This window comes from Roseobacter sp. MH60115 (assembly GCF_015644665.1).
Classification (GTDB): Bacteria; Pseudomonadota; Alphaproteobacteria; order Rhodobacterales; family Rhodobacteraceae; genus Roseobacter.
The window spans coordinates 23,552-47,957 of sequence record NZ_JADOBQ010000010.1; the positions used below are offsets into that span (position 1 = coordinate 23,552).

Consider the following 24,406-nt stretch of genomic DNA (forward strand, 5'->3'; position numbering starts at 1 on the left):
AAGACTTATGAGATTTTTCATATCGGCAGTTTTGGCGCTGCTCATGCTGGGGCAGGGCCGTCCCGTTTCCGCAGTGACAATTGAACCACTGACCAGCTTCACCTATGAATACTACTCATATAGCTATGATGTCAGCTATTCGTCCGGCGAAGGTGTGCGGTTCCGGGACAAAACAACCCTCAGGTCCTCTTCGTATATCGCATTTTCTGTAGACGGCGTTTGGGAAACATCACCGCTGGCTCAGAAAACGATCTCTTTCGACGTCGGCGTTATTCAGGATGTCGGCGTGCCCGGAGTGTCCGGGGCTTACGGCCTTCAAGGCTATGACAGCGTCGTCGGGCAGATGAAATTTGATCGCAACGGCGCAATTGTCCTATGGGATATCTACTCCAATGTTGGCCATGGCAGCCGGTATTCCAGTTCGAGCACTGCAAGAGATGCTCTGACGCCGCGCAGTGGTCCGCTTCTCGTGGACGGCAAGCCGCTCAAGGTGTTCGAGCAGGTGAGAGGGGAGTTATCTTCCATCACAAGTATCTACAGCACCCAGCGGGGCTTCTGGCTCGGAACCCGGATGGTCGATTGTTATGTGTATAACGATCAGGGTCAGATTCTGGACGTATATGATTGTACCACCCGGCCGATTGATGCGGCGGTTGTGCCGCTCCCCGCCTCGGCGCTGCTGCTTTTGTCAGGTTTTCTGCTGCTGGTGGGCAGAAGGCGCAGGGCCTAGGATCCCTGCTTTCCAATTTCAGGGTGTTGCGTGCAGGGGCAACCCGTCGATGCGCGTCTCGATGCGGTCCAGCATCGCGCGATAGGCAGGGCTGTCCACGGAGCCGAAGCGGTCGTCGAACTCTTTGCGCGGCATCAACCCGGGGATGCCCTCGAAGGAGGCCAGCACGTCGCTTTCGGTCTGGATCCGGCCCAGCAGGCGCGGCCAGTCGTCGGCGGGCGCACCCATCATCCGGTTGGCCAGCCGGATGCCGGAATTATTCGCGGTGATATCGGTGAAATCAAACCCGCCCGAGCGGGTCTTGTCGAAAAGCTCCTTGAACTCCCCGATGGAGACCGCCACGCCGCGGTTGCTGGCCGCCTGAATGGCCGAGGCGGTCACGAAATGCCGCTTGGAGTCGATGCGGTTTGCAAAGGTGACCTTGGAGCAGCCGTTCTGCCAGTCGCGCCCGGCGTCCGTCCAGTCCGGCACCAGCCGTTCCGAGATCAGGCCGAACTCGCTGGCCCCACAGGCCTCGGCCAGCGCAAAGATCGCCGCCGTATAGGCATTGGCGCGGTTGTCTGCGCCTGTGTCCTCGGCGGCCATTTCCAGCGCAAAGCGCAGATGCGGTATGAAGCTGCCGCGTGTGGGCAGGCGTCCGTCATCCAGCGCTTCCCGGATCGCCACGTAATAGCGGTCGATCTCGGGGGCAGAGGGCAGGGTGCCGCCGCGCAGGGTACCAAAGACCCGGGCCGCGATCTCGCTGCGCTGTGAGACATCCAGATCAAGCCGCGCGGTGATCTGCTCCGGTGTGACGTCCAACTGTTCGACGGCGGTCATGATCGCCTCGCTGCTGCCCGCCCCCATGAAGAGATCGGCCCCCACCCGCCCGATCCAGAGCGCCAGCGCAGGGGGCAGGGAAATCCGACCGATCCGCACCTCATTGAGTTGCAATTCGCCTGTGTAGGAAGGCACGGAGACATCGAGGTTGACCCAGAAAGCGCCCTTGGTCTTGGGGATGGGCGCCGCGGCCAGAACCCGCAGCTGACCCTCTTCCAACTCGGTCTTGCCGCGAAACCCCGGCACCATGCGTGCGCCCATGCGCAAGACGCCCTCGACCGTGGCGGCGGGCACCTCCAGCACCTGCTCCGAGGCCTCTGGGCTGCGCGACAGAAAGCGGATCCTCTGCACCAGCGCCCGCGCCTCGCGCACGTCCTTGGAACTGGGCGGCTCGGTCTTGGCGATGATCGGATCGCGCTCCACCATACCGAAACCCACAAGGCCGAGGGCCAGCAGGAGGATCAGGAACAGGCGAAAGAGCCAGCGCATGGGTAAAACCTCAACAGAAAGCCTGCACTTTTACAAGCTCAGGCCGCGTCCTCGGCATCCCGCCGCCCGATGGAGGCATAGGCGGCGAACCCCGCGCGCGTGGCATCCTCGTGGCTGTAGATATTGCGCAGATCGATCATCCGCGCCGTGCGCATCGCCTGTGCCAGCCGTTCCAGATCGAGGCCGCGGAACTCGTTCCATTCCGTCAGCAGGATCACCGCATCCGCGTCTGCGGCGGCGGCATAGGCATCCTCGATCCATTCCACGCCGGGCAGCAGGGCCTGGCCTTCATGCCGCCCCTGCGGGTCCGAGACGCGCACGGTAGCACCACTGCCCACAAGGGCGGGCACGATGGTCAGGGCCGGTGCGTCGCGCATGTCATCGGTATTGGGTTTGAAGGTCACGCCCAGCACCGCCACGGTCAGCCCGTTCACAGAGCCGCCGCAAAGGTCGGTGATCTTGGAGATCATCCGGCGTTTCATCTCTTCGTTGACCTTGATCACGGTCTCGGTGATCTGCATCGGGATCGCATGCTCCTGCCCGATGCGCGCCAGCGCCTTGGTGTCTTTGGGGAAGCACGAGCCGCCATAGCCGGGGCCTGCGTGCAGGAACTTGTTGCCGATGCGGTTATCAAGCCCGATCCCCTTGGAGACCTGCTTCACATCCGCGCCGGTGCGTTCGCAGAGGGCTGCGATCTCATTGATGAAGGTGATCTTGGTGGCCAGAAAGGCGTTGGCCGCATATTTGATCATCTCCGCACTTTCCAGATCGGTGGTGATGATCGGGAAGTCCCGCAGGAAGAGCGGGCGGTAAATCTCGGACATCACCTCGGCGGCGCGCTCGGTCTCGGCGCCCACCACAACCCGGTCGGGGCGCATGAAATCGTCGATCGCCGCCCCCTCGCGCAGGAATTCAGGGTTCGAGGCCACATCGAAATCAAGCCCGGGGCGGGCCTTTTCGATCACCTCTTGTACCTTGCGATTGGTGCCAAGCGGCACGGTGGATTTGGTCACGACAACCGTATAGCCGGTGATCGCATGGGCGATCTCTTCGGCGGCGGCATAGACATAGGTGAGGTCCGCATGGCCATCACCGCGCCGTGTCGGCGTGCCCACAGCGATAAACACGGCATCCGCGCCGTCAACAGCAGCCTTGAGGTCCTGGGTGAAGGTCAGCCGGCCTGCGGCGACATTCTTGGCCATCAGCGTATCGAGACCCGGCTCATAGATCGGCACCTCGCCGCGCTCCAGCATCTCGATCTTGGACTGATCCTTGTCGACGCAAATGACGTCATGGCCAAAGTCTGAGAAACAAACCCCTGAAACCAACCCCACATACCCAGTACCGATCATCGTAATACGCATAGTAACATCCTTTGGCTCATCCGGTGCCTAGATGCTTGTGACATCAATTTGTGTCAACACAAAGTAACAGGGCGGGGGGCGAACTGCTGTCACGCGGTCCCCGCCGCCCTGTTTATATGCGCTCGATTTTGAGGCTGATGATCCCCAGTCCCGCCCCGGCCGTGCCACCGCCCACGCTCGACAGGAACAGATCGAAGGTGATGCGCTTGCCCTCAGCGGAGGCGGGAACGGTATGGATAGCATCCTTGATCCTTACGACCCGCGGATCGACGCCGGCGGTATAGGTGCCAATCTCGGAAATGGTAGACCCTGCGCGGATACTGGCGCGTGTCTTGCCTTTTGATCCCGTGATGATTTCTGCATTGACGCGATACCGGTCTCCGGCCCGTCCGAACTCCTGGGTCTGAATACGGAGTGTGGCATTTGATCCGTCCTTGCTGTTGAAAACATAGCCCGGAGTTGAGGCCCCGCTGCTGTAGAAGTCGTTCGACAGGGATTTGGTTCCATTGGCGATGGCAATGTCATCCCAAAGGTCGCGATGATCGAGGCGGAAGGCATCGGTAAATTCGGTGTCCATCAGGACATTGGCGGACAGGGTGACGCGTTGCGGCATGAAGATACGCGGGCTGACCGCCTCTGTTATCCCATTGGCGTTGCTGGCTTCGATCACGACCTCCAGCCAGGTGTCATTCGGCAAGGTCGAATAGTCTTCCTGCGTGCGGGTGTATTTGTTGACCTCGGCCCAGTCTCCGCCCTGATCCAGGGCAAAAGGCGCGTATTCGGTGATATCCATGCCGTTCCGGCGCAGCTTCCAGCGGTAGGTCGGCACGGGGGAGCCGGTCCAGTCGCCGATGGAGGGGTAGATGTCGACCGCCTCGCGCGGAATTGTGCCGCCGTCCGGGATGACATTGAAAAAGGGCATCCCGGCGTCGAGGAAGGGTCTGTAGGTCACGGCCGGCGCACGTGTGCTGACCGGGGCGGCGGCGGGGCTGCCGCCGGTCGGGGTGACGACATAGACCTCCGGGCCGACGCCACCGCGGTTTTCGGTCCAGATCCCCTTGCGGCCCTGTGTGTCCACATAGCGGATGCCCATGTAGTATTTCGCCCCGGCCATGAGACCGGTCCACCAGCCGGTTTTGTCCAGACCGGTCATTTCGGTCCAGGACCGCTGGTCGAGGGAATAGCGGATGTCGGCATGCGCGTAGGTGCCCGAGACCCCGTCGCGCTGATCGCTCCAGTCCCAGGACACGCCGTTCCTGATGGCCAGAAACTCCGCATCGCTCCCAAGCTTGGGCAATTGCTTGGGCGCTTCGGTATAGCGCGGACCCGCAAAATCCCGCCAGGCGTTATAATACCGGCGCGCATCGCCCCGGGTGTGCACCTCGCGGTAGGCATCCAGGGTGGCAATCGGCGCCGAGGTCGGGTTGTCCGGACCGATGGGCTCGGCGTTGCCGGTGATCGCCTCGATGCCGTTCTCGCCATCGGGACCGTTCTGCAGCAGGATCATTGCCAGCGTTGCCAGGGCGGCCCCATCCTGGATCAGGGATGAGTAACGTGCATTGATCGCGGCGCCCTTGGCGTCGCCGTAGATATGGGCGGTCCCCACATGCTCCGGCAGGAACGGCGCGTTATACTGATCATTGCTGTCCGGATAGGCGCCGGATTTGCCGATCCGTGATTGCGGGACATAAGCGTGACGCCCCGGCCCCAGCTCCGATGACAGCGTGTTGCGGGCTTTTTCCAGCAGACCGGGGTCCTGCAGCAGAAAGCCGCCAAAATACATGTAGGGAATGAACCCGAGCGCCTGTCCCGCGCCCTGCCGTCCGATCCAGCCCGCATCGACAATGGCTTCGAGGTCCAGCGCGTGGGTGATCATGATATAGGCAAGCTCACGTTTCTGCTCCAGCGTCAGCACATTGCTGTGCAGCGCCGCCCAGGCCAGTTTGCGCCGGTCCTGCCATTGGGTGGAATAGTTGTCATCCGGGCCGAAAACATTCTGCAATTCGCCGTTATCCGTCCCGTAGAACGCATGATCGAGGGCGGTATTGGCCAGGACCGTGTCATAATCGAACAGATAGCTTTGCGGGGGCGTCAGATCGCGCAGCACGTCCATGTGCAGGGTCCGGGCAAACTTCAGATGCCGGGTCTTGTCCAGCGCTGTGATGGCCGGGCGGAAGGCGTCTGCGGGCAGCGGGCGCGGCATGACGGAGAAGACTGCATAATCCCCGATCGCCCACTGCTGTGAGGGGGCATCGGCCCAGGGACGCTGGGCCTGATCAAGACGGATCGACTTGACCAGCGAGGTGGCGGCACCTTGCGTGATCTGCAGCGGGCCACTCACCGCCGGGTCGATATTGAGCTCAGGCACATAGGGCACCCGTGTCGTGGCATCGTTGCCATTGGCGATGAGTTCGTCAAAGCCCTGGGTCCGGCCCTGCCGGAACCAGCTGGGATCGCGCATCATGCCGTTGCCGATGGTATTGCCGCCCGGTTGCACGCCCGAGGCGGGGGTGACGCTTGTGATGGCAAAATCGGATGCGGAGATGATCACCGGCCTGCCGTCCACGGTCTGGCCCACGGGCATGGGGCGATCAAGCGTCAGCGTGACACCGTTGAAGGAAACGGTATCCGACAGGGTTGTCGCCATCGGGGGCGGCAGGTCTTGCGTCACCGTGGCCCGGTGCAGCTCGCTCCAGGCGCCGGGCCTGCCGCGTGCATTCACTGCCCGGACCCGCACGTCATAGGTCAGGTTGGCAAGATCCTGCAGATAGGCGCTTGTGTGATCAAAGAACTCGGGCAGGACGGTGCCGTTTATCTCGACCTGATAGCCCTGCAGGGGCGGCTCCTGCTCCGATATGGCAGAGCGCCAGTAGATGCCGAGCACCCCGGCGGCCGGGATCAGCGTGACATTCTGGACCTGGCGTGGCACATCGTAGAGCGGCAGGGTGCCGGCGTCTTCGGTGACCGGTTGATTGACGTAGATGCGGGCATTGCCAAAGGCCCCGCCCGGCAGATGCGTGGCTTCCGGAACACCAGGCGATATCTCTTGCACAACGGCACCTGTGCCGCCGGTGGACAGATAGCGCCCGCTGTCGGAGCCAAAAAGCCCGCTCGCCGCCGCAAGCGATGTCACCGAGGCAAGCCAAATTCTGTTGATCCAGACCCGAACGCGCACCCTGCCATCACCCAATTGCGTGAATTCACCAATATACTGTCCCGCGGCGGGCACATCCTCCGCCTTGACCACTGCGATTGCACAATCGTCATCCAGCTCAGACATACCACTTCCGCAGCGCGAAACCAGATCGCCATTGGCCCGAAAGCCGATGTAAAGCCCCAGCGTGACACCGCCCTGTTCCAGGATCAGCCCGCCACCCGACCCGTCAAGATCAGAGAAATCGAAGGCAACGACAAGGCTGCCCTGACCGTCCAGACTGTTTGTGGCGATGTTCTGCGTGCCCTTCGGCAGATTGTGCTGCATCGGCTGTGCGAGCGTGCGTTCCGGGTGATACCCGGGCGGGATAAAGAGGGGCGCCGGTGCCTCGGCGGACAGGCGTTGCACGGTATAGGCCCCGCTGGAAAGCCATTCGCGCAGCTGCAGGGGTGTTGGACCCTCTATTTCTGTTCTGGTGCCTGTCAGTGTGTTTCGTAAAGAAAACCGAGGCATTCAAATTCCTTTGTCTTGGTGGACGTTGATCGAACTTTGCCTGATGCGGCGCCGGACGGTATGAGAAGCGCCGTCCGGTTAGTACAATTGGAATTCATGGTCAGTCTTTATGAGGTCAGCCCGCAGGCCGTCTTGTGTGATACGCGGGCCATCTCAAGGTCCCGTTAACCGTGCGTGCTCTGGCGCCGCCAATACCCCTTTTTGACAGGCCTGCGCGCGGTCCGCACCGGGGGCGAACCGCTCTGCTTTCGGGGAGAATTGCGCGCATTTATCCGCAGGACGCAGGTGATCTGAGCGGGCACCGACGGAAGGACTTGCGGATAAGGGGTGGATTTATCATTCTTTACAGGTTTTCAGCGAAAATCCCGCGGGACCACTCGGTGGGAATATGCTCGGTCATGCAATAAGACCGTGACATTTGGGCCGTCGGCGATCAGGTTGCGCGGAAATTATTCAATGTGGCGATGAACAGATGAAAGCGAATACCAAACCGGGTTTTCCCGAGCTGCGCGAAGCCCGTCGGGCAGGCATCTGGCTTTTGTGGGCCGTGTTCCTGTTCAGTATCTTCGTGAACCTGCTGATGCTGACCGGCCCGCTGTTCATGCTGCAGGTCTATGACCGCGTGCTGGGATCGCGCTCCGAAGAGACCCTGGTGGCCCTCTTTGCCCTGGTGGGGGCGCTCTACGGGCTGATGGCGCTGCTCGATTATGCGCGCGGGCGGGTGCTGGCGCGCTTTGGCGCACGCTTTCAGGCGCAACTGGATGACCGGGTTTTCAGGGCCGTGCTCAAACGCGCTCTGTTGCCCAAGGAACGGGCAAACCCTGCCGGCGGGCTGCGGGATCTGGAATCGGTGCAGGGTCTTTTCACCTCGCCGGTGATGCTGGCGCTTTTCGACATTCCCTGGACGCCGTTCTTTCTGGGCGCGATCTTCATCTTCCACCCCTGGCTCGGCTGGGTGGCGATCTTTGGCGGCGGGATGCTGGTCATCATCACGCTGCTGAATGGGTTTCTGACGCGGAGTAAGACAATGGAGGCACAGCACGCCTCCAGCCATGCCAGCGGCTTTGCCGAACAGGCCCGCCGGTCAGCCGAGGTTGTCCGGGCGCAGGGGATGGGTCCTGCGGTTTCCGCGCGCTGGCACAAGATGCGCGACGTCTCTCTTGAGCAGACCGTGAAATCCAGCGACTGGACAGGTCTGTTTTCCGCGACGACAAAGTCATTCCGGCTGTTTTTGCAGTCTGCCATGCTGGCCGTGGGGGCCTATCTGGTGCTCCGGGGGGAAATGACCGCCGGGGCGATGATTGCAGGCTCGATTCTGCTGGGTCGCGCGCTGGCGCCGATTGAACAGACCATCGGGCAATGGGCCATGGTGCAGCGCGCGCGGGCAGCCTGGTCCGCGCTTGGCGCCTTGCTGGAAACCACACCCGAGGCCCCGAAAGCACTGACCCTGCCGCAGCCGGAGGCGAATGTCTCCTTTGCCGGCGTGTCGGTCATGTCCCCGGGGGCCAAGTTCCCGACCCTGAAGAGCGTCTCCTTCTACCTGGGGGCAGGGGAGGCCCTGGGGGTCATCGGCAAAAGCGGGTCGGGCAAGACGACACTGGCGAAAACCCTTTTGGGCCTGACACATGTGGCCACCGGAGAGGTCCGGTTCGGGGGGGCGACGCTGGATCAGTACGATCCCGATGATCTGGGCGCCTACATCGGCTATCTGCCGCAGAATGTCGTCCTCTTCTCGGGCACGATTGCGGAGAACATCGCCCGCATGTCGACCGAGCCCGATGAGGCAAAGGTGGTCGAAGCTGCAAAGCGCGCCAATGCCCATGAGATGATCCTGTCCCTGCCGGACGGCTACGACACGGTTGTGCAGGGGGATGACAGCCAGCTGTCGGGCGGGCAGCGCCAGCGCATCGCCCTAGCACGCGCCTTTTACGGGGACCCGGTCCTGCTGATCCTGGATGAGCCCAATTCCGCACTGGACAACGACGGCTCCGTAGCCTTGAACCGGGCGGTGCGTGAATTCAAGGCCAGCAACCGGGCGGTCATCATCACCACGCATCGCCCCTCCGCGATTTCCGAATGTGACCGGCTGGTGGTCATTGACGGCGGACAGATCAAGGCCGACGGCCCCCGCGACGAGGTGCTCAAATCCATGGTGAGCAACGTCCAGAACATCAAGCAATCCATCGCAACGGCAAAGAAATCATGAGCGCAGCCCCACAGACACCTCGGAAATGGACCGCAAAGGGCCCCTTGTTCATCGGGGCTTTTGCCCTGCTGGTGCTGGTGGGCGTGTTGGGCGTGTGGAGCGTGCAGGCCCGCATCGCAGGGGCTGTGATCGCCTCTGGCATGATCCAGGTGGAATCGAACCGCCAGGTGCTGCAGCACCCGCAGGGCGGCGTCGTCGGCGCGCTCTTGGTGAAAGACGGGGATCAGGTCGCGGCCGGGGACGTGGTGCTGAAGTTTGATGACACGCAGCTGCGGTCCGAGCTTGCGATCATCGAGGGGCAGCTTTTTGAAATCCTTGCCCGCAAGGCCCGCCTGCAGGCAGAGCGGGACGGGCTCTCAGAGCTGCCGGTGTCGGAGGAATTGCAGGAACTGGCTGCCGAGGACCCTGCGGTGCAGGCCCTGATCGACGGTCAGGCGCAGCTCTTCGAGGCGCGCGCCACATCCCTGCAGCAAAGTGCCGAGCAGATCATCGAACAGATCGCGCAGGCGGAAAATCAGATTGATGGGGCGTCCGCACAGCTCGAGGCGCTGGAGACGCAGAAAGGTCTGATCGAGACCGAACTGGCCGACAGCCAGCAGCTCTTTGAAAAGGGCCTGGCGCCCGTGTCGCGCGTCTCTGCCCTGCAGCGGGAGCAGGCGCGGCTGCTGGGCGAGATTGGCAGCATCACCGCAAGCGTGGCGCAGTTGCGCGGTCAGATCGCCGCGCTGAACATCGAACGCATCGCCCTGACCTCGCGTCTGCGCGAAGAGGCGATCACCACCCTGCGCGACCTGCAGTTTCAGGAAGTGGAACTGGTGCAGCGGCGCCTCAGCACCAAGGATACCCTGTCGCGCATGGACCTGCGTGCGCCGGTCAGTGGCGTGGTCTATGGCAGCCGTGTCTTTGCCCTGCAGTCGGTGGTCTCCCCGGCCGAGGCCATCATGTATATCATTCCGCAGGACCAGCCGATGATTGTGTCCTCGCGGGTCGATCCCATCCATGTGGATCAGGTCTATGTGGGACAGGAAGCTTCCCTGCGCTTTGCCGCCCTCGACCAGCGTATGACACCGGAGATTTTCGGGCAGGTGACAAAGCTGTCTGCGGATGTCTTCATCGATGAGGCCACAGGCGTGTCCTACTACCAGGTCGAACTGATCCCGAAGGAGGGTGAGATGGCGAAGCTGAACGGCCAGATCCTGTTGCCGGGCATGCCGGTCGAAGCCTTCATCAAGACGGCCGAGAGATCACCGCTCAATTATCTGGCCAAACCGCTCACCGATTACTTCACGCGCGCCTTTCGCGAAGGGTGAGCCGTGCAGGCGTGGCAGGTTTAAAAGCGCCCTCACTGCCAAGGCGGGCGCGATTGATCCTGCGGATATTCAGCTTTAAATTTACATAATCTTGATTATCTTTGGCTTGCATATCACAAGGGCAAGCCTCCCCGCAATATGTTCTACCCGTGTGCTTTGAAGCTGACCTTCGGTTGACCTCTGGCATCGGTAAATTTGAGTTCCGAGCGGGTGCTGATCTTTGCAACGCCTCACTTGAGAAATTGCGATGGCCCTCAGGACATGCCGCGCTGCATGAAATTCCAGGCATCGGTGATGATGTTTTCCAGTGAGGAATGCTCGGCGCGCCAGCCTAGGACATCATGCGCACGCGATGGATCGGAGACAAGCGCGGCAGGATCGCCCGGACGGCGGTCGCTTTCCACTACGGTGAAGGCCCGGTTGGTGACCCGTTTGGCGGTCTCGATCACCTGGCGCACGGAATAGCCCTGCCCGGTGCCGAGGTTGATGGGTGTGACCCCCCCTGCCGCCTCGTCGGTTGAGAGCAGCTTTTCCAAGGCGGCCACATGGCCGCGCGCCAGATCGGTGACGTGGATGTAGTCGCGGATGCAGGTGCCGTCCTCGGTCGGGTAATCGGTCCCGAAAACCGTGATCTGCGTGCGGTCCCCGGCTGCGGTCTGCAGAACCAGCGGAATGAGATGAGTTTCGGGGTCATGCCGTTCCCCGGTGCGCGCGCGCGCATCCGCGCCCGAGGCATTGAAATAGCGCAGGGCGATGGCCTTGAGGCCGGAGGCGGCGGCCACGTCTTTCAGCATCGCTTCCACGGCAGCCTTGGTCTGGCCATAGGGGTTGATGGGCTGGACGGGCAACCCTTCATGCAGCAGCCCGGCATCGGCCTGATTGCCATAGACGGCCGCGGTGGAGGAGAACACCAGCCGGTCGACCCCCGCGGCCTGCATCGCCTCCAGCAGTGATACGGTAGAAGCCACGTTGTTGCGGTAAAAGAGCAGCGGTTCGACCACGGACTGGCCCGCCTCGATGAGCGCAGCGAAATGCACCACACTGCCGATCTGATGGTCGGTCATCGCCTGCCTCAGACGCGCGCTGTCGGAAAGTTCGCCTTCGACCACATGGTCCGAGAAGACCGCATCCCGGTGACCGCTGGAGAAATTGTCATAGACAACCGGATTGAACCCCGCCTCCTGCAGCGCCAGCACCGTGTGAGAGCCGATATAGCCCGCGCCCCCCGCAACCAAAACGTTTCTGTTGAGAGGCATTATCTAGTCCAATTCACTGAAAGCATAAGATTATTTGCACACAGGGAGGCATCCTTGAGGCTGTTTTGGTTTGATAGTCATCGAATTCCGCCTAGGCAAGCTTGTCGTACTCTTTGGATGGCTTTCTAGGAAGGCAGCCAGCCTGTCAGGAATTTCAAGCATCAACCCGCTCTTGAATGGAGGTTCCGTACTGGTTGGATATGCCGAATATCTGCAAAAACCCTACCCGCACCGATCATTTTCAGGGCTTCTCAATTTCATGACGTATGGGCTCTAGTGAGCTGTACATGACGTTTTTACCTGACTGCAACCACTTCTCAACTTGGGCACATTTTAAAGTGTAAATTTTATCGAAACGGAAGACTACTCGAAGGGTAGAAAATGAAAAGTGCCCCTTTAATTTGTATTGCTCGACACATTCGGGAAAGTGTGAAAAAACCGCCTCACCAAAATCAGGCATGGGCAAAAGCGTATAAATTATGAGATCGCCCGTACGGACCAACAGGATTTTTTCAGAAGTCGTACCCCAAACTGTTTGGGTGCTGTTGATGGTGCTTTTGTTGGCGCCTATTGCGGTATCTTACCAAAGATTAGTGCCTTCATGGGATGAGCTATACTTCTTACACCGTGCTGTCTGCGTAAACCGCGCTATTTATGACCTCAGTCTGAGCGATGTGAATAGATGCCTGGGCGCCATGTCAAAATCGCCGGTTCTGGCTATGCTTCTGGTTCCTTTCGGATCTGTCGAAGGTGCGCCGCATAAATTAGCTCTCGGTTCAGCCAGTCTTGCGCTTCTGTGCTTTGTGCAAATTCTGATCCTCATTCGCCTTGCGGTAAAGGTTGAGATATTGCGCGTTGCGATGGTGGTTGCTGCCCTGTCAACGCTTGTGGCCGCACCTTTGGCAATGGCTCCTGCGCCTTTTCTCGTAGATGGGTTGTTGAGCCTCACAGTAGCCTGCCTGCTTTTGCTGGTGATCGCCGAGGCAGGTGATCGAGACCGAACGCCTTCTCGAAGGGACAATATTCTTCGGGGACTTGTCTGGGGTTGGATCCTTGGCGTGGGCCTGCTTAGCAAACTGACCTTCTTATATTTTGCCGGCGTTGCCGGCGCAGCCGGATTGGCGCTCTCTTTTTATAACGGTGGATGGGCTGCCAGCAGGCAAAAGTTGTTGGGATGCTCAATTTCGATATTCATCCCTCTGCTCATCTTCTTAAGGTATCTTGATAACTACATCGCGCATGCCTCGACTTCTTCCTTCGGCAGTCTTTCGGCATTTTACAACGATGGACTGGGTCGGTGGGAGTATCTTGCCACGACGTTGCCGGAACTCGGCATATGGTATTGGGGCCTCCTGACCAGCCTGATTGTTATGGCTTTTTTGTTTCCTGCCTCCAAACACCAGCGTGTTGCGGCTCTGTTCATATGCCTGGCGGTGCTGGGATACCTTTGGATCGCCGCTGGCAGCCCTAATAAAGATGCACGCTTTTTCTGGCCAGTCTGGGCAGCACTACCGTTTTGCCTGGCAGCTTTTGTCTCACCGCGAAGCGCCTCCTCGACCCATTCTGGGACGACACCAATACTGGCAGGTACGGTCCTAGCGATATTGCTGGCGTTACCGGCAGCGGTCAGGTTCGATATGACAGCTGTCATGGGGGCTGATGCTCTTCTAAACGAAATCTCTGAAAATCAGCCACTTTCCGTGACCCTTGCAAGCGATGAGCCAGCCTTTAATGTCGAAACGATCCTGCTGGCGCGCGAAGTCAACCACGAGAGATACAATCAACTCGCGCTGGATACAGTGGTTTATGACATCACAAAAGATATGACGCGCGAGCAGTCGCTGGAGCGATTGGTGACATCAGATATCGTTGTTTTCCGTGACCCAGTTACACTTGGCGCACCTGAATGGGCCAACCGCCATCTGGCGTTCTTTGCGCAGCAGATGCGTGCCAGATGTGCGGAACAAACCACGGTTGGGGCCTCTATTCATATTCTGCGAAATTGCCAGTAACTTACGCGTTTAAGACAACGGTCGAACCTGTATTCGCGCAAAACCTGCTTGCAAACGCCGAAGCGATCATGTTGCACAGACTGACGAAGATGATCGTTGCCGCTGGAAGCCCAAGACGATGAAAAAGCCAGATCTCAAGATCATGAAGCTACGCACCGGTGAAGCGACGCGGGATGTGTATCTTCGAAATGATTCCAGTGACACAATGCTGGTTGGTGACATATTTGTTGATAAGGCACTGCATCTTTCAAGAACGCACCGTGCAAGTGAATTGGTGGATTGGTTAGACCGCTGCAGGGCAACGCCGCGGCGGCCTCTGATCGTGGATGCGGGGGCAAACATCGGGTTGAGCTGTATCGTTCTGTCTGCACAGGCGCCGGACGCACTGATTGTTGCGCTTGAACCTGAAGCGAGCAATTACGGATTGCTGCTTGCCAACACGCGGTCGCTGCCAGTTCTGCCCCTGCCCGTCGCTTTGGCCGCAGAGCCGGGTTGTGTGGTTGTTGAGGACCCGGGAGATGGTGAATGGGCTTATCGAACGCGATCTCTTGATGAAACTCATGTTGAAACAGCGGCGGTTTCTGCAGTTACAATAGATGAAATTTTCGCGGCACATCGTGAGACATGTGTTCCCTATATTGTTAAAATCGACATCGAAGGTGCCGAAGAAGGCGTCTTTAATTGCGATGCGAAATGGATCGATGAAACCCCGCTCATTATCGTGGAGCTTCACGACTGGATGCTGCCCAAGGCTAGAACTGCGCAGCCTGTACTCAGGCGTCTTGTTCAGTCAGACCGGGATTTCATCGTCCTGGGCGAAAACCTGATTTCAATGGCGATAGATCTGCCAGATCCTGCGTCTCAGCTGCCGGGAGGTCCTTCATGAGCAAAGATCATCCATCTAATTTAGAAGGCTATGATTATCTGCAGCGTATTCTATCCCAGCGGATGAACGAAAATGCGCTCAAAGAGGCGAAAAATTCACTGGACGTCGATTTCGAGATCGTTGGCTATGAAGCGATAGACCGTCAAAGTTCCGGCACCAATCGACAGGTAGAGCGGAAAGGTGAGCGCCCGCGCGTCGAAATGCTTGAGATCGAGCTTACCAGGATACTTCGGCGTCCTTGGAAACCACTTCTGGAAACATTCAAGCGCAAGCTCGCATTTGCCGGTGCAGCCATCGCAAAACATGTCGCTCCAGGAAAAGTGGGAGGCCTGCAACGCTCCGTGAAAAAGCGAAATCCTGACAGATTTCTATCAGCTTCAACGAAGTTTGATGATCGCGGCTCTCGAAAGTACCGGCGACAGAGCAAGAAGATGATTCAGAAATTTGGGGACCCTGGGTTATCCGCAATGCCGCTGCACATGCACGTTGGCAGTGGGAGCGTGGTTCAGCAGATGCTCGCGGCTGTCAGGGTGCCGGAGACAGCGGGTGCGCGCACCAATGCAAGTTTTTCAGTTGTTACACCATTTCACACACATGTGGCGTATTTTGAAACCTGTGCGCAGAGCGTTCTTGCTACGCTCGAGTACTGCAAGCAGCCCGTTGAATGGGTTATTTTCAATGACGACCCCAATGTTGCAGATGACGATCTGCGCGCACTCATACCTGAGAAACTGCTTGCGCAAACGACAATTCTTTCCGATGGGCAAAATCATGGGATTGCAGGGGCACAGAATCTTGCAATCGCATCGGCGCGACATTCCTGGATTGTTTTGCTTGATTGTGATGATGCCCTGGAACCTCAGGCGCTGCCAACGCTCAACAGCGAAATTATCAAGGCCCCGAGGTGTCGATATTTTACATCCCTGATGATCGACATGGACAAGAACGGTAAGCAAATCCGGCAGCGTAAACGTGAACATGCCCTGACGAATATGTTCGACAAAGGCATGCTGGCGGGCCATATGGTTGCCTTTCGCAAGGACCTTTTCGAAGAACTTGGCGGCTTCGATACGCGATTTGCCGGTGTTCAAGACTTCGATTTTGCGCTTCGCACAGCGATACGTGAGCCCATCAAGGGTATTGACCAATATCTTTACCGGTATCGCTGGCATCACCAAACACAATCTGTGGGCAAATCTTCGTGGCAGGAAACCCGGTCTTATGCCGTACGCGCGCAGTTTTTACGAAATCTGTCCGAGCAGCCATGCCCGCCAGCAATCAGCACCAAGAGATTGCCGCACGCGCCAACCGCCTTGTGCGTCATTCGCACCCAAGGCAACCGGATGGAGTTGCTGGACGAAACGATTGCCTCAGTGCGTAGCCAGTCCATCGCTATGACGCCTTGCGTGATCGTACATGGCGATCAGGACAAATTTGGGTTCGTCAGCAGGCGACTGGCCGCAGCGGACAAAAAATCCGGCTCCTCCCCTGTGGTGGTCCTGCATGCCGATGAGGTGGAAAAGCGGCGGGGATATCCTTGTAACGTCGGGCTGGATTATCTGTGCGAAAATCAAAGCAAATACGATCTGCTTTGTTTCCTTGACGATGACGACCACTATTTGCCGGGCTTTGGGGAACGTCTGGCCAATGTCCTGCGTGACCGATCTGCAGATTTTGCCTTTGGCATCTCAAATGCGCTGCCCGTCTCTGGCGAACCGTTTGTGCAGCATGGGTTGCGACCCGCAGTTGGGCTGCTTGCCGGGAATTTCATCACCTTTAACAGCTTCATCGTCCGCACAGATGCCATTCTAAATTCGGGTATCAGGTTTGATGAAACCATTCACTATATGGAGGATTATGACTTCTTGTTGAAAATGCTGCAGGCTGGATTCCGGATGGAACCTTTGCCAGAAGCTGTTTGTGAATACCGCCTTATTGGCGACGGCAATGCGGAGATTAAACAGGACGAACCACACTTCAAGGTATGTCAGACCAAGGTTAAAAACCGTGCCAAAGCGATCGCAACACGTTTCCCGGCCAAACGTTTCTGGGCAGAGCTTGCTTCTTTCCCCGGGGTGCAGCGGCCGCCCTTTGAGGAAGAAGAGATCATACATATGCAGATAGCTTGGGAACTGATTAGAAAGTCGCAAAAGGGTGCTCTGTAATGTCAGCCGACACACATCTTGGCATCAGTGTCGTTTTGCCAGTTTTTTTCCGTCATGTGTCTGAAGACAACATCCGGTTATTGCGCGATGCACTGTCATCGGTTTTCGACCAGTCTTATGATGCGCCTTGCGAAGTTCTCCTGATTGATGACGGTAGTCCTGTTCCGGTTGAAAGCCTCGCGGGTGAACTGGGTTCCGCTGCCGCTCAAGTGACCTGGCTGCGCCTTGATCGGAACCAAGGCATCGTAGGGGCTTTGAACAGAGGGATTGATGCGGCCCGGCATCCGTTGATCGCACGTATGGATGCGGATGACCTCTGGCTGGATGGGAAGCTTGCCGCGCAGATGGCGCTTTTCAAGTCAGATCCTGATCTGACGATCTGTGCAACAGGTATGACACGGATTAATTCCACAGGCGATGAGATTGATACACATATACGTCCAGGGGATTGGGGCGGCATTCTTAAGTTTTTTGTCGAGGGAGGCTGCCCGTTTCCGCATGGGAGCGTGATCGCGCGGAAACAGATCTATCAAGTGCTTGGAGGGTATCCTCATTCTGCAGAAGTGCGGCATTGTGAAGACTATGCCCTGTGGAGCCATTGGCTGCGTTTTTTCAAACCGGCCATGGTCGAGGCAGCACTGTATTCCTATCGCGTCAGTGACAGTTCGGTTTCTGGTGAACACGCCGCACAACAGGCAAAGTCGTCTGCGTTTATCCGCGACAGCTTCGAGATGCTGGGTCTGTCCGAAGTATTGCCCACCGCGCTACCTGCTTTGGCTGATGCGCTTGGTGCCTCTTTGATTGAGGCGGGGCATCTGGCCTATAGAATGTGGCATTTCCAGTCTCCCGCCGCGCTACCTGCACAGGCAATAGAGCCTTTGGCTGCCGTTTTGCCGGATCGTGTTCTTGTATCTTGCGATACTGCACAGTCGTGGCAGGATGCTCTACATCTGCAAGGGAACAGCGGAACCAGTCTCAAAGGGATTGCGGCAGAGGTTGTGGGCTAGAATCCCGTGGAACCTATGTGCTAACCGACCTGCAATGGAAAAAACCAGCGATGTACCACTTCAGCGGTACTCCAGCAGAAAAGACACAAACCATGACTGACGCGCGCCATGTTCCCTTGAACGTCAACACACTCGGAGCGGAGGAAATTGCCGCGGCGAAAAACGTTCTAGACAGCGGCTATATGACAATGGGTAAGGAAGTTGCGGCTTTCGAGGCGGAATTTGCTGACTATGTTGGCGCGCGCCACGCTCTGATGGTCAACTCAGGCTCTTCTGCAAATCTGCTGGGTGCATTTGCTCTCGCCAACCCGATTTGTCCCGTACCTTCAGGGCTGAAGCCCATCAAGCCAGGAGATGAGGTCATTGTTCCGGCGCTCACATGGTCGACGACAATCTGGCCGTTTGTTCAGGTTGGAGCTGTGCCTGTTTTTGTGGATTGTGATCCTGCGACATTGCAAATGCAACCTGCTGCGATCAAGGCCGCCATCACGGATAAAACTGCTGCGATCGCAGTAGTGCATGTGTTGGGAGGCGCGATGGATGCAGCGGCAACCCGTGATATCGCAAGAGCGCACAATCTATGGTTCTTCGAAGATACCTGTGAGAGCCTGGGAGTGCAGTTGGATGGCCAGCAATGCGGTACCTTTGGCCATATCGGGACCTATAGCTTTTATTTTGCCCACCATATCACGACCATCGAAGGAGGTATGGTGGTCACGGATGATGATGATCTTGCAGATCTTATGCGGGCCATGCGCGCGCATGGATGGGTTCGGCATATGAAGGGTGGCGATCACATTGCCAGCCAATATCCGCACATCGATGCGCGTTTCTTGTTTCATACAACGGGCTTCAATCTGCGCTCCACCGATTTGAACGCCGCAATCGGTCGAATTCAGTTGAAGCGGTTGGATTCTTTCAATGAAGCACGACGTGATGTCGGAGAGAAGCTGGCCGAGGCGCTACGTCCCATCACCGAGAAAGATATATTACAGATCATGCAGTTTGACACACGGGTGTCTCCCGCACCGTTCGGGTATCCCGTGATCTGTCAGTCCACAGCAGTGCGCGATAAACTTCAAGCGCACCTGGAGGCTGCGGGTGTTGAAACCCGACCAGTGATCTGTGGCAACCTCGCGCGCCAACCGGCCATGTCTCACATCCCACACCGATGTGCGAATGATCTGGCGGGCGCCGACAGGATAATGGATTGCGGGCTATATTGGGGGACGCATCCCTTCATGACATCCCAGGATATCGACTATATCGCTACGCGCGTGATTGAAGGGCTCACATGACAAAAACAGCACTTATTACCGGCATCACCGGACAGGATGGTTCCTATCTTGCGGAGCTTCTCCTGTCCAAAGGCTATGAGGTGCACGGGATCATTCGTCGGTCATCGTCGTTTAACAGTGGACGCATCATTCATCTTTTTGAAGAAGTTCAAAACCCTGATGCAAAGTTTCACCTGCATTATGGGGAGCTCACCGATGGTACCCGGCTGGAGAAGCTGATTGAGAAAGTGGAGCCTGATGAATTCTATAATCTCGGAGCGCAGAGCCACGTGCGGGTGTCTTTTGACGAGCCAGTTTACACAGCGGATGTCGTAGGTCTTGGTACGTTGCGTACATTGGAGGCTATCCGAAATGCAGGTGGCGCCCAAACCGTAAGGTTCTATCAGGCGTCTAGCTCGGAAATGTTTGGCCTTGTCCAGGAAGTGCCCCAAAGCGAGACAACGCCCTTCTATCCACGTAGTCCCTATGCCTGCGCCAAAGTTTACAGCTATTGGCAGGTGGTGAACTACCGCGAGGCTTATGGGTTGCATGCGTCGAACGGAATTCTTTTTAATCACGAAAGCCCGCGGCGTGGCGAAACTTTTGTAACACGCAAGATCACCCGGGGTCTTGCACGGATTCTCGCGGGTCTCGACGACAAGCTGTATCTGGGTAATCTGGATGCAAAACGCGATTGGGGGTTTGCCGGTGATTATTGCGATGCCATGTGGCGGATGCTGCAGCAGGACACTCCGGACGATTATGTGATTGCCACCGGAGAAACCTGGAGTGTGAAGGATTTCCTCAGAAAATGTTTCGAACGGGTCGGGTTGAACTGGGAAGACTATGTGGAATTCGATCCCCGCTACCTGCGCCCCTCTGAGGTGGAACTGCTGATCGGTGATCCCTCAAAGGCACGTAAACAATTAGGCTGGACTCCTAAAACTAGTTTTGACGATCTTGTGAAAATGATGGTCGATTCTGATCTGGAAGACCACAAGCAGTTGCATCGCATCGTTTCATGACCGGCTATCGGACTCTGGTTACGGCCGCTGACATCCATCCGGATACCCGTGCTTTCTTTGAAGGGCGTGACGTACTGGTTTTAGGTGGCAGCGGCTTCATCGGCTCGCACGTGGTGGAGCAATTGCTGCAAATCGGGGCACATCCCTTTGTCGTGACACGGCAAAAGGATCCTGTTTTTCTGCATAGTGTCGCAGACCAGATAAAGTGTCTGCATGGCGATTTGACCGACAAGGCCTTTACCAAAGACGCTATGGCACGCGTCAGTGTGGTCATGAACCTTGCCGCAAATGTCGCAGGTCTGGAATACAACGCCACTCACCCGGCCTCGATCTTTATGGATAATTTATCCGTATTCATGTCGTCCATTTCCGCTGCGGCAGAGGCGGGTATTGACCGATATCTGGTCACAAGCTCTGCTTGTGTCTATCCACGACATTGTTCCGTGCCCACGCCTGAAACCGAAGGGTTCATGGACGAACCGGAACCCACCAATGCCGGATACGGCTGGGCCAAGCGGATGGAGGAGTTTCTGGGCGCAGCCACGGCGCAGGAATACGGGTTATCAGTTGCAATCGGTCGTCCTTACAACGCGTATGGACCGCGTGATAATTTTGACCCAGCCTCTTCCCATGTCATTCCTGCCTTGATCCGCAAAGCTTTACTGACCGATGACGATACCTTTGACGTCTGGGGTGATGGTACGCACTCGCGCGATTTTCTCTATGTGGACGATTTCGCACGTGGTCTGATCGAAGTGGCGGCGCGGTTTCCAAAGGCAGAAGCCGTCAATCTCGGGGCGGCGATGGAATGTACTATCCGCGAGGTGGCAACCATTATCGCTGAAGAGGTTTCCCGCCAGCGAGGGCGCAGTATTGTGCCGACGTTCAACCCGCAAGGCCTGACAGGACAACCGCGCCGCGCCTGTGATACCACCAAAGCGCAAACCGAGCTGGGATACAAAGCAGCTGTGCCTTTGCGTACCGGGCTGCGCCGCACAATAGAATGGTATGTAGACAATGAAAATTGCACTGATAATCCTCACGCGAAATGAGCGCGACTGTGTAGAAATCGTGATGCCCGACGTGCCAGCGCCGGGTCCTGGTGCGGGGTATGACGATGTTGTCGTGATTGATGGCGGCTCGACGGATGGCACTGTGGAGTGGTTCGAAGAGAACGATATCCGCGTGGTCGGTCAGCAAAGCCGCCGAGGGCGCGGCCACGCGTTCCAGATTGCCTTTGAGAGCGTGGAGGCGGATGCCTACCTGTTTTTCTCGCCCGATGGCAACGAGGATCCTGCGGATTTACCTAAATTCCGACCATTACTTGAGGCTGGGAATGACATTGTCATCGCCTCACGGATGATGAAAGGGGCCCACAACGAAGAAGACGATCAGCTGATCCGTTTGCGCAAGTGGGCAAACAATGCATTCAACTTCATGGCCAATACAGCTTTCCGGGGAAAACATCCCTACATCAGCGATTCCATCAACGGGTATCGAGCAATTACCAAATCCGCCGCCGACCGTTTGCTGCTTGACGCCCCTGACTACACTATCGAATACCAAATGACGATGCGCGCGTTTCAGGCTGGTCTCAAGATTGCAGAATTTCCGACAAACGAAGGACAGCGTGTGGCAGGCGATACACAGGCCCATGCAATCCCGACCGGCCTGCGCTTTATCAAAGCCTTCTGGACCGAGTTGCGTCGTGACAAGTCAAGTTTGACGGATGGGTCAGATTAAGAGGCCCGAAAACATGCCTGGGACCCGAGCCGCTAAACCGAAATCAGGTTGGTCAAGCGTCGGCTCTGTTGCCAAATACCTGGTTTCAATCGGCTTGGTTGGGCTTTTGTTTTGGCAGTTTCGTGATGGCTTGAGCCAAATTGCCCGGATTGAGCGGGATGATGCATTGTTTGCAACGGCGCTGCTGCTGTTCCAGCCGGTTCTTATCGGGTTGCGCTGGCATGTACTGCTGGGCCTATACGGCACCCGTTTCAGCAAACGCGCGGCGGTGGGGATAACCTGGTTCTCTGTGGCGGCTAATCAGATTTTGCCCGCTTCTGTTGGGGGCGACGCCATACGGATGTTTGCCTTGTCCCGGCACGGCGAAACCGCAACCATCGCAATTGGGTCTGTCGTACTGGACAGGATCTTTGCACTGGTCGCGTTGATTCTGATCATGGCGGCCTTTTCCCCCTTCATTGATGTGGATTTGCCAGCATGGGTGATAGCTTTTTTCGTGGCTGGTGCCGCGGGTTTGTGCATTGGTCTGGTCGTGGCGCGAAAAGTTCTGCCAGGACTGACCGCACGTATGTCTGAAGGCTGGATACGCACGTTTCTGAGCAAGGTTAACGATCTCCTCGTTGTTCTGGATTATCCAGTTATCGCACTATCGGTCCTGTCGATCTCCATGCTGATTCATGCGCTATCGCTGTTTGCCTTCCTTGTGCTGGCACAGGGTCTGGGGATTGAGGCCAGCCCTTCGGCCATTCTTGCAGTGGGAGCATTGATTACATTTGTGCAGGTCATCCCTATTTCCATCTCTGGCTGGGGACCGCGTGAAGCTGCAGCTATTTTTCTGCTAGGCTCAATCGGAGTAGCACAAGATACCGCATTTGCGGTATCGATCCTGTTTGGATTGTGTTTCCTCTTTGCCAGCCTGCCGGGGGCGGGCGGGCTCCTCTACATGGGCTCTGGTCGTGAAGAGCACTGAACCTGTATCACACAGCGCACCTAGACGGCGCTTGATCTGGATTTTTTTTCTAGGCCTCTTTGCCGTTGTCGTACTGGTCAGAATACCTTTTCTCTCCCAGCCCTTCGTTGGTGAGGAAGGCTCATTCGCCTATCTTATCGCTGGACAGCCAGCCTCCTCGACACTGACACCCGACGGGTTACCGCAAATGATGATTGGCATGCTAGACGGCACTCCGGCTCTTTATCCGTTTCAGCGCACTATCGCACCCTACGTTCTTTTGGAAAACGGACCTGGTGCTGTCATCCGTGCGTTGGACATCCAGCATTATTCTGAAGTATGGCGATATGTGATTATTCGCAGCGCTTATCTTGCTCTCTATCTCATGGGTGTGGCCGGCGTGCTGTGGCGCTGCGCGCGTCAAGCCGCAGGCCAGAATTACCTGCCGATGGTGATTGTGCTCTTTGCCTGTGTTACGCCCCTTGCTGTCGGCGCCTCCATTCAACCGCAGATTGATGGGGCTCTGGGTATTTGCCTGCTAGGGTTGGCCTCTCTATTGCTCACGCTTGGCCCCCAGAAACGCTCCCTCAAGCATCGACAGTTCTGTACTTTCCTTGCCGGGGCTTTTATTGGCCTTGGCCGTCACGAATGGGTCATCTCATTTCTGGCTGCAGGAGTTATTTTAGGACTGGCCTTGCTGGCCTACAAGGCGCGCCGTGACGTATGGTATCTGAGCTTGCGCATCGGAGCATTCTTTTGTCTTGGCTTGATCGCTACTACCGTCTTGTCCTTTGCGCTTTCACCCTCTGAATATCTTTCGGGCTTTGCCGTCCAGCAGCGTGTGACAGGTATCGTCAACCCCCTGATCCTTTTAAAAAGGGATGATGAATTTGTCATTGCAGCTGTACTTTTGCTGGGATTGCTGGGTGTCTTACTGTTCCTCAGACGGCGTCACATTCTGGAAACAGCGCCCGGTGTCCTGGTCGTCAGCGGCGCCGCTTTTGTTCAATGTGCCGGGGCAGCGGCGACTGGTTGGCCCGGGGATGGCTTTCCAAGATACTATGCGCCTGTTTTTGTACTGGCGGCGACGGCGCTGATCTATCTTACGTCATATCACCGTGACGATGTTGTCCGGCCGAATGTGTGGGTTGGGTACGCTTTGTCGGGCGTATTTCTTTTACTGACGGTCATTGCCATCACACCCATGATAGACGACGTCGGGGAGCGCGTATCTATCTCCTCAAATCGCGGTGTGTCCTTGCAAGCGCTGGAGCAGCACTATGACGATGTCGCCGAAATATGGCGTGCCGATCCGGATAGAGCCCCCCTCGCTCTGATTGACGCCGGTATCTGGGGAAGGCATCCGGAAGTTTCTTTTCTAGGCAAGGATATGGGGCTGGATTCAGGATATCAGTACTTGCAGGAATTCCATCCCAACTGGGCAGAGCGTCTCGACAATTAGAAAGACCCTGAAGGGCCGGTGTAGAATGTTTGCTGGCCC

Annotated in this window: 17 protein-coding genes; 13 read left to right on the plus strand and 4 right to left on the minus strand. The window is 57.4% G+C overall.

Features of this window, described 5'->3' with window-relative positions:
• Positions 1–7: 7 nt before the first annotated feature.
• Positions 8–730, plus strand: a complete 723-nt coding sequence (locus tag ISX84_RS21300) for a hypothetical protein (RefSeq protein ID WP_195822438.1) — start codon at positions 8–10, stop codon at positions 728–730.
• 18 nt (positions 731–748) lie between these two features.
• Here the strand turns inward: ISX84_RS21300 and ISX84_RS21305 are convergent, their stop codons facing one another.
• The 3 genes from ISX84_RS21305 to ISX84_RS21315 form a co-directional block, all read right to left on the minus strand.
• Positions 749–2,038, minus strand: coding sequence for a hypothetical protein (locus ISX84_RS21305; protein WP_195822439.1), 1,290 nt, complete (start codon positions 2,036–2,038; stop codon positions 749–751).
• Positions 2,039–2,076: 38 nt separating this feature from the next.
• Positions 2,077–3,402, minus strand: coding sequence for a UDP-glucose dehydrogenase family protein (locus tag ISX84_RS21310; RefSeq protein WP_195822440.1), 1,326 nt, complete (start codon positions 3,400–3,402; stop codon positions 2,077–2,079).
• Positions 3,403–3,514: 112 nt separating this feature from the next.
• Positions 3,515–7,069 (minus strand): hypothetical protein, encoded by a 3,555-nt coding sequence (locus ISX84_RS21315; RefSeq protein WP_195822441.1) that lies wholly within the window; start codon positions 7,067–7,069, stop codon positions 3,515–3,517.
• A gap of 472 nt (positions 7,070–7,541) precedes the next feature.
• Here ISX84_RS21315 and ISX84_RS21320 point away from each other — a divergent pair, with 472 nt between their 5' ends.
• Both ISX84_RS21320 and ISX84_RS21325 read left to right on the plus strand, forming a co-directional pair.
• On the plus strand, positions 7,542–9,275 hold the full coding sequence (locus tag ISX84_RS21320) for a type I secretion system permease/ATPase (protein WP_195822442.1): 1,734 nt from the start codon (positions 7,542–7,544) through the stop codon (positions 9,273–9,275).
• A complete protein-coding gene (locus ISX84_RS21325) occupies positions 9,272–10,585 on the plus strand; it encodes an HlyD family type I secretion periplasmic adaptor subunit (protein ID WP_195822443.1) in 1,314 nt (437 codons plus the stop codon). Before ISX84_RS21320 ends, ISX84_RS21325 begins: the two co-directional genes overlap by 4 nt.
• Before the next feature lie 254 nt (positions 10,586–10,839).
• Here the strand turns inward: ISX84_RS21325 and galE are convergent, their stop codons facing one another.
• On the minus strand, positions 10,840–11,841 hold the full coding sequence (gene galE, locus ISX84_RS21330) for a UDP-glucose 4-epimerase GalE (protein ID WP_195822444.1): 1,002 nt from the start codon (positions 11,839–11,841) through the stop codon (positions 10,840–10,842).
• A 695-nt stretch (positions 11,842–12,536) separates the two neighbouring features.
• On the opposite strand from galE, the gene ISX84_RS21335 reads away from it, so the two are divergent.
• The 10 genes from ISX84_RS21335 (at position 12,537) to ISX84_RS21380 (ending at position 24,367) form a co-directional block, all read left to right on the plus strand.
• Positions 12,537–13,853, plus strand: coding sequence for a hypothetical protein (locus ISX84_RS21335; protein ID WP_195822445.1), 1,317 nt, complete (start codon positions 12,537–12,539; stop codon positions 13,851–13,853).
• A gap of 118 nt (positions 13,854–13,971) precedes the next feature.
• Positions 13,972–14,739, plus strand: a complete 768-nt coding sequence (locus tag ISX84_RS21340; RefSeq protein WP_195822446.1) for an FkbM family methyltransferase — start codon at positions 13,972–13,974, stop codon at positions 14,737–14,739.
• Complete coding sequence (locus ISX84_RS21345; protein ID WP_195822447.1) at positions 14,736–16,904, plus strand: glycosyltransferase; 2,169 nt, start codon at positions 14,736–14,738, stop codon at positions 16,902–16,904. Before ISX84_RS21340 ends, ISX84_RS21345 begins: the two co-directional genes overlap by 4 nt.
• Positions 16,904–17,911, plus strand: coding sequence for a glycosyltransferase family 2 protein (locus ISX84_RS21350; RefSeq protein ID WP_195822448.1), 1,008 nt, complete (start codon positions 16,904–16,906; stop codon positions 17,909–17,911). The genes ISX84_RS21345 and ISX84_RS21350 overlap by 1 nt, the downstream gene beginning before the upstream one ends.
• A gap of 17 nt (positions 17,912–17,928) precedes the next feature.
• Positions 17,929–19,209 (plus strand): DegT/DnrJ/EryC1/StrS family aminotransferase, encoded by a 1,281-nt coding sequence (locus tag ISX84_RS21355; RefSeq protein ID WP_195822449.1) that lies wholly within the window; start codon positions 17,929–17,931, stop codon positions 19,207–19,209.
• Positions 19,206–20,213 carry a GDP-mannose 4,6-dehydratase gene (gene gmd / locus ISX84_RS21360; RefSeq protein ID WP_195822450.1) on the plus strand — a complete coding sequence of 336 codons (1,008 nt, stop codon included), beginning with the start codon at positions 19,206–19,208 and terminating at the stop codon, positions 20,211–20,213. The genes ISX84_RS21355 and gmd overlap by 4 nt, the downstream gene beginning before the upstream one ends.
• Positions 20,210–21,265, plus strand: a complete 1,056-nt coding sequence (locus tag ISX84_RS21365) for an NAD-dependent epimerase/dehydratase family protein (RefSeq protein ID WP_195822451.1) — start codon at positions 20,210–20,212, stop codon at positions 21,263–21,265. Before gmd ends, ISX84_RS21365 begins: the two co-directional genes overlap by 4 nt.
• Complete coding sequence (locus ISX84_RS21370) at positions 21,231–21,956, plus strand: glycosyltransferase family 2 protein (protein ID WP_195822452.1); 726 nt, start codon at positions 21,231–21,233, stop codon at positions 21,954–21,956. Before ISX84_RS21365 ends, ISX84_RS21370 begins: the two co-directional genes overlap by 35 nt.
• A 13-nt stretch (positions 21,957–21,969) precedes the next feature.
• Complete coding sequence (locus ISX84_RS21375; RefSeq protein ID WP_195822453.1) at positions 21,970–22,926, plus strand: lysylphosphatidylglycerol synthase transmembrane domain-containing protein; 957 nt, start codon at positions 21,970–21,972, stop codon at positions 22,924–22,926.
• 31 nt (positions 22,927–22,957) lie between these two features.
• Positions 22,958–24,367: a hypothetical protein gene (locus ISX84_RS21380; RefSeq protein WP_195822454.1), complete on the plus strand. Its 1,410-nt coding sequence runs from the start codon at positions 22,958–22,960 to the stop codon at positions 24,365–24,367.
• Positions 24,368–24,406 lie beyond the last annotated feature (39 nt).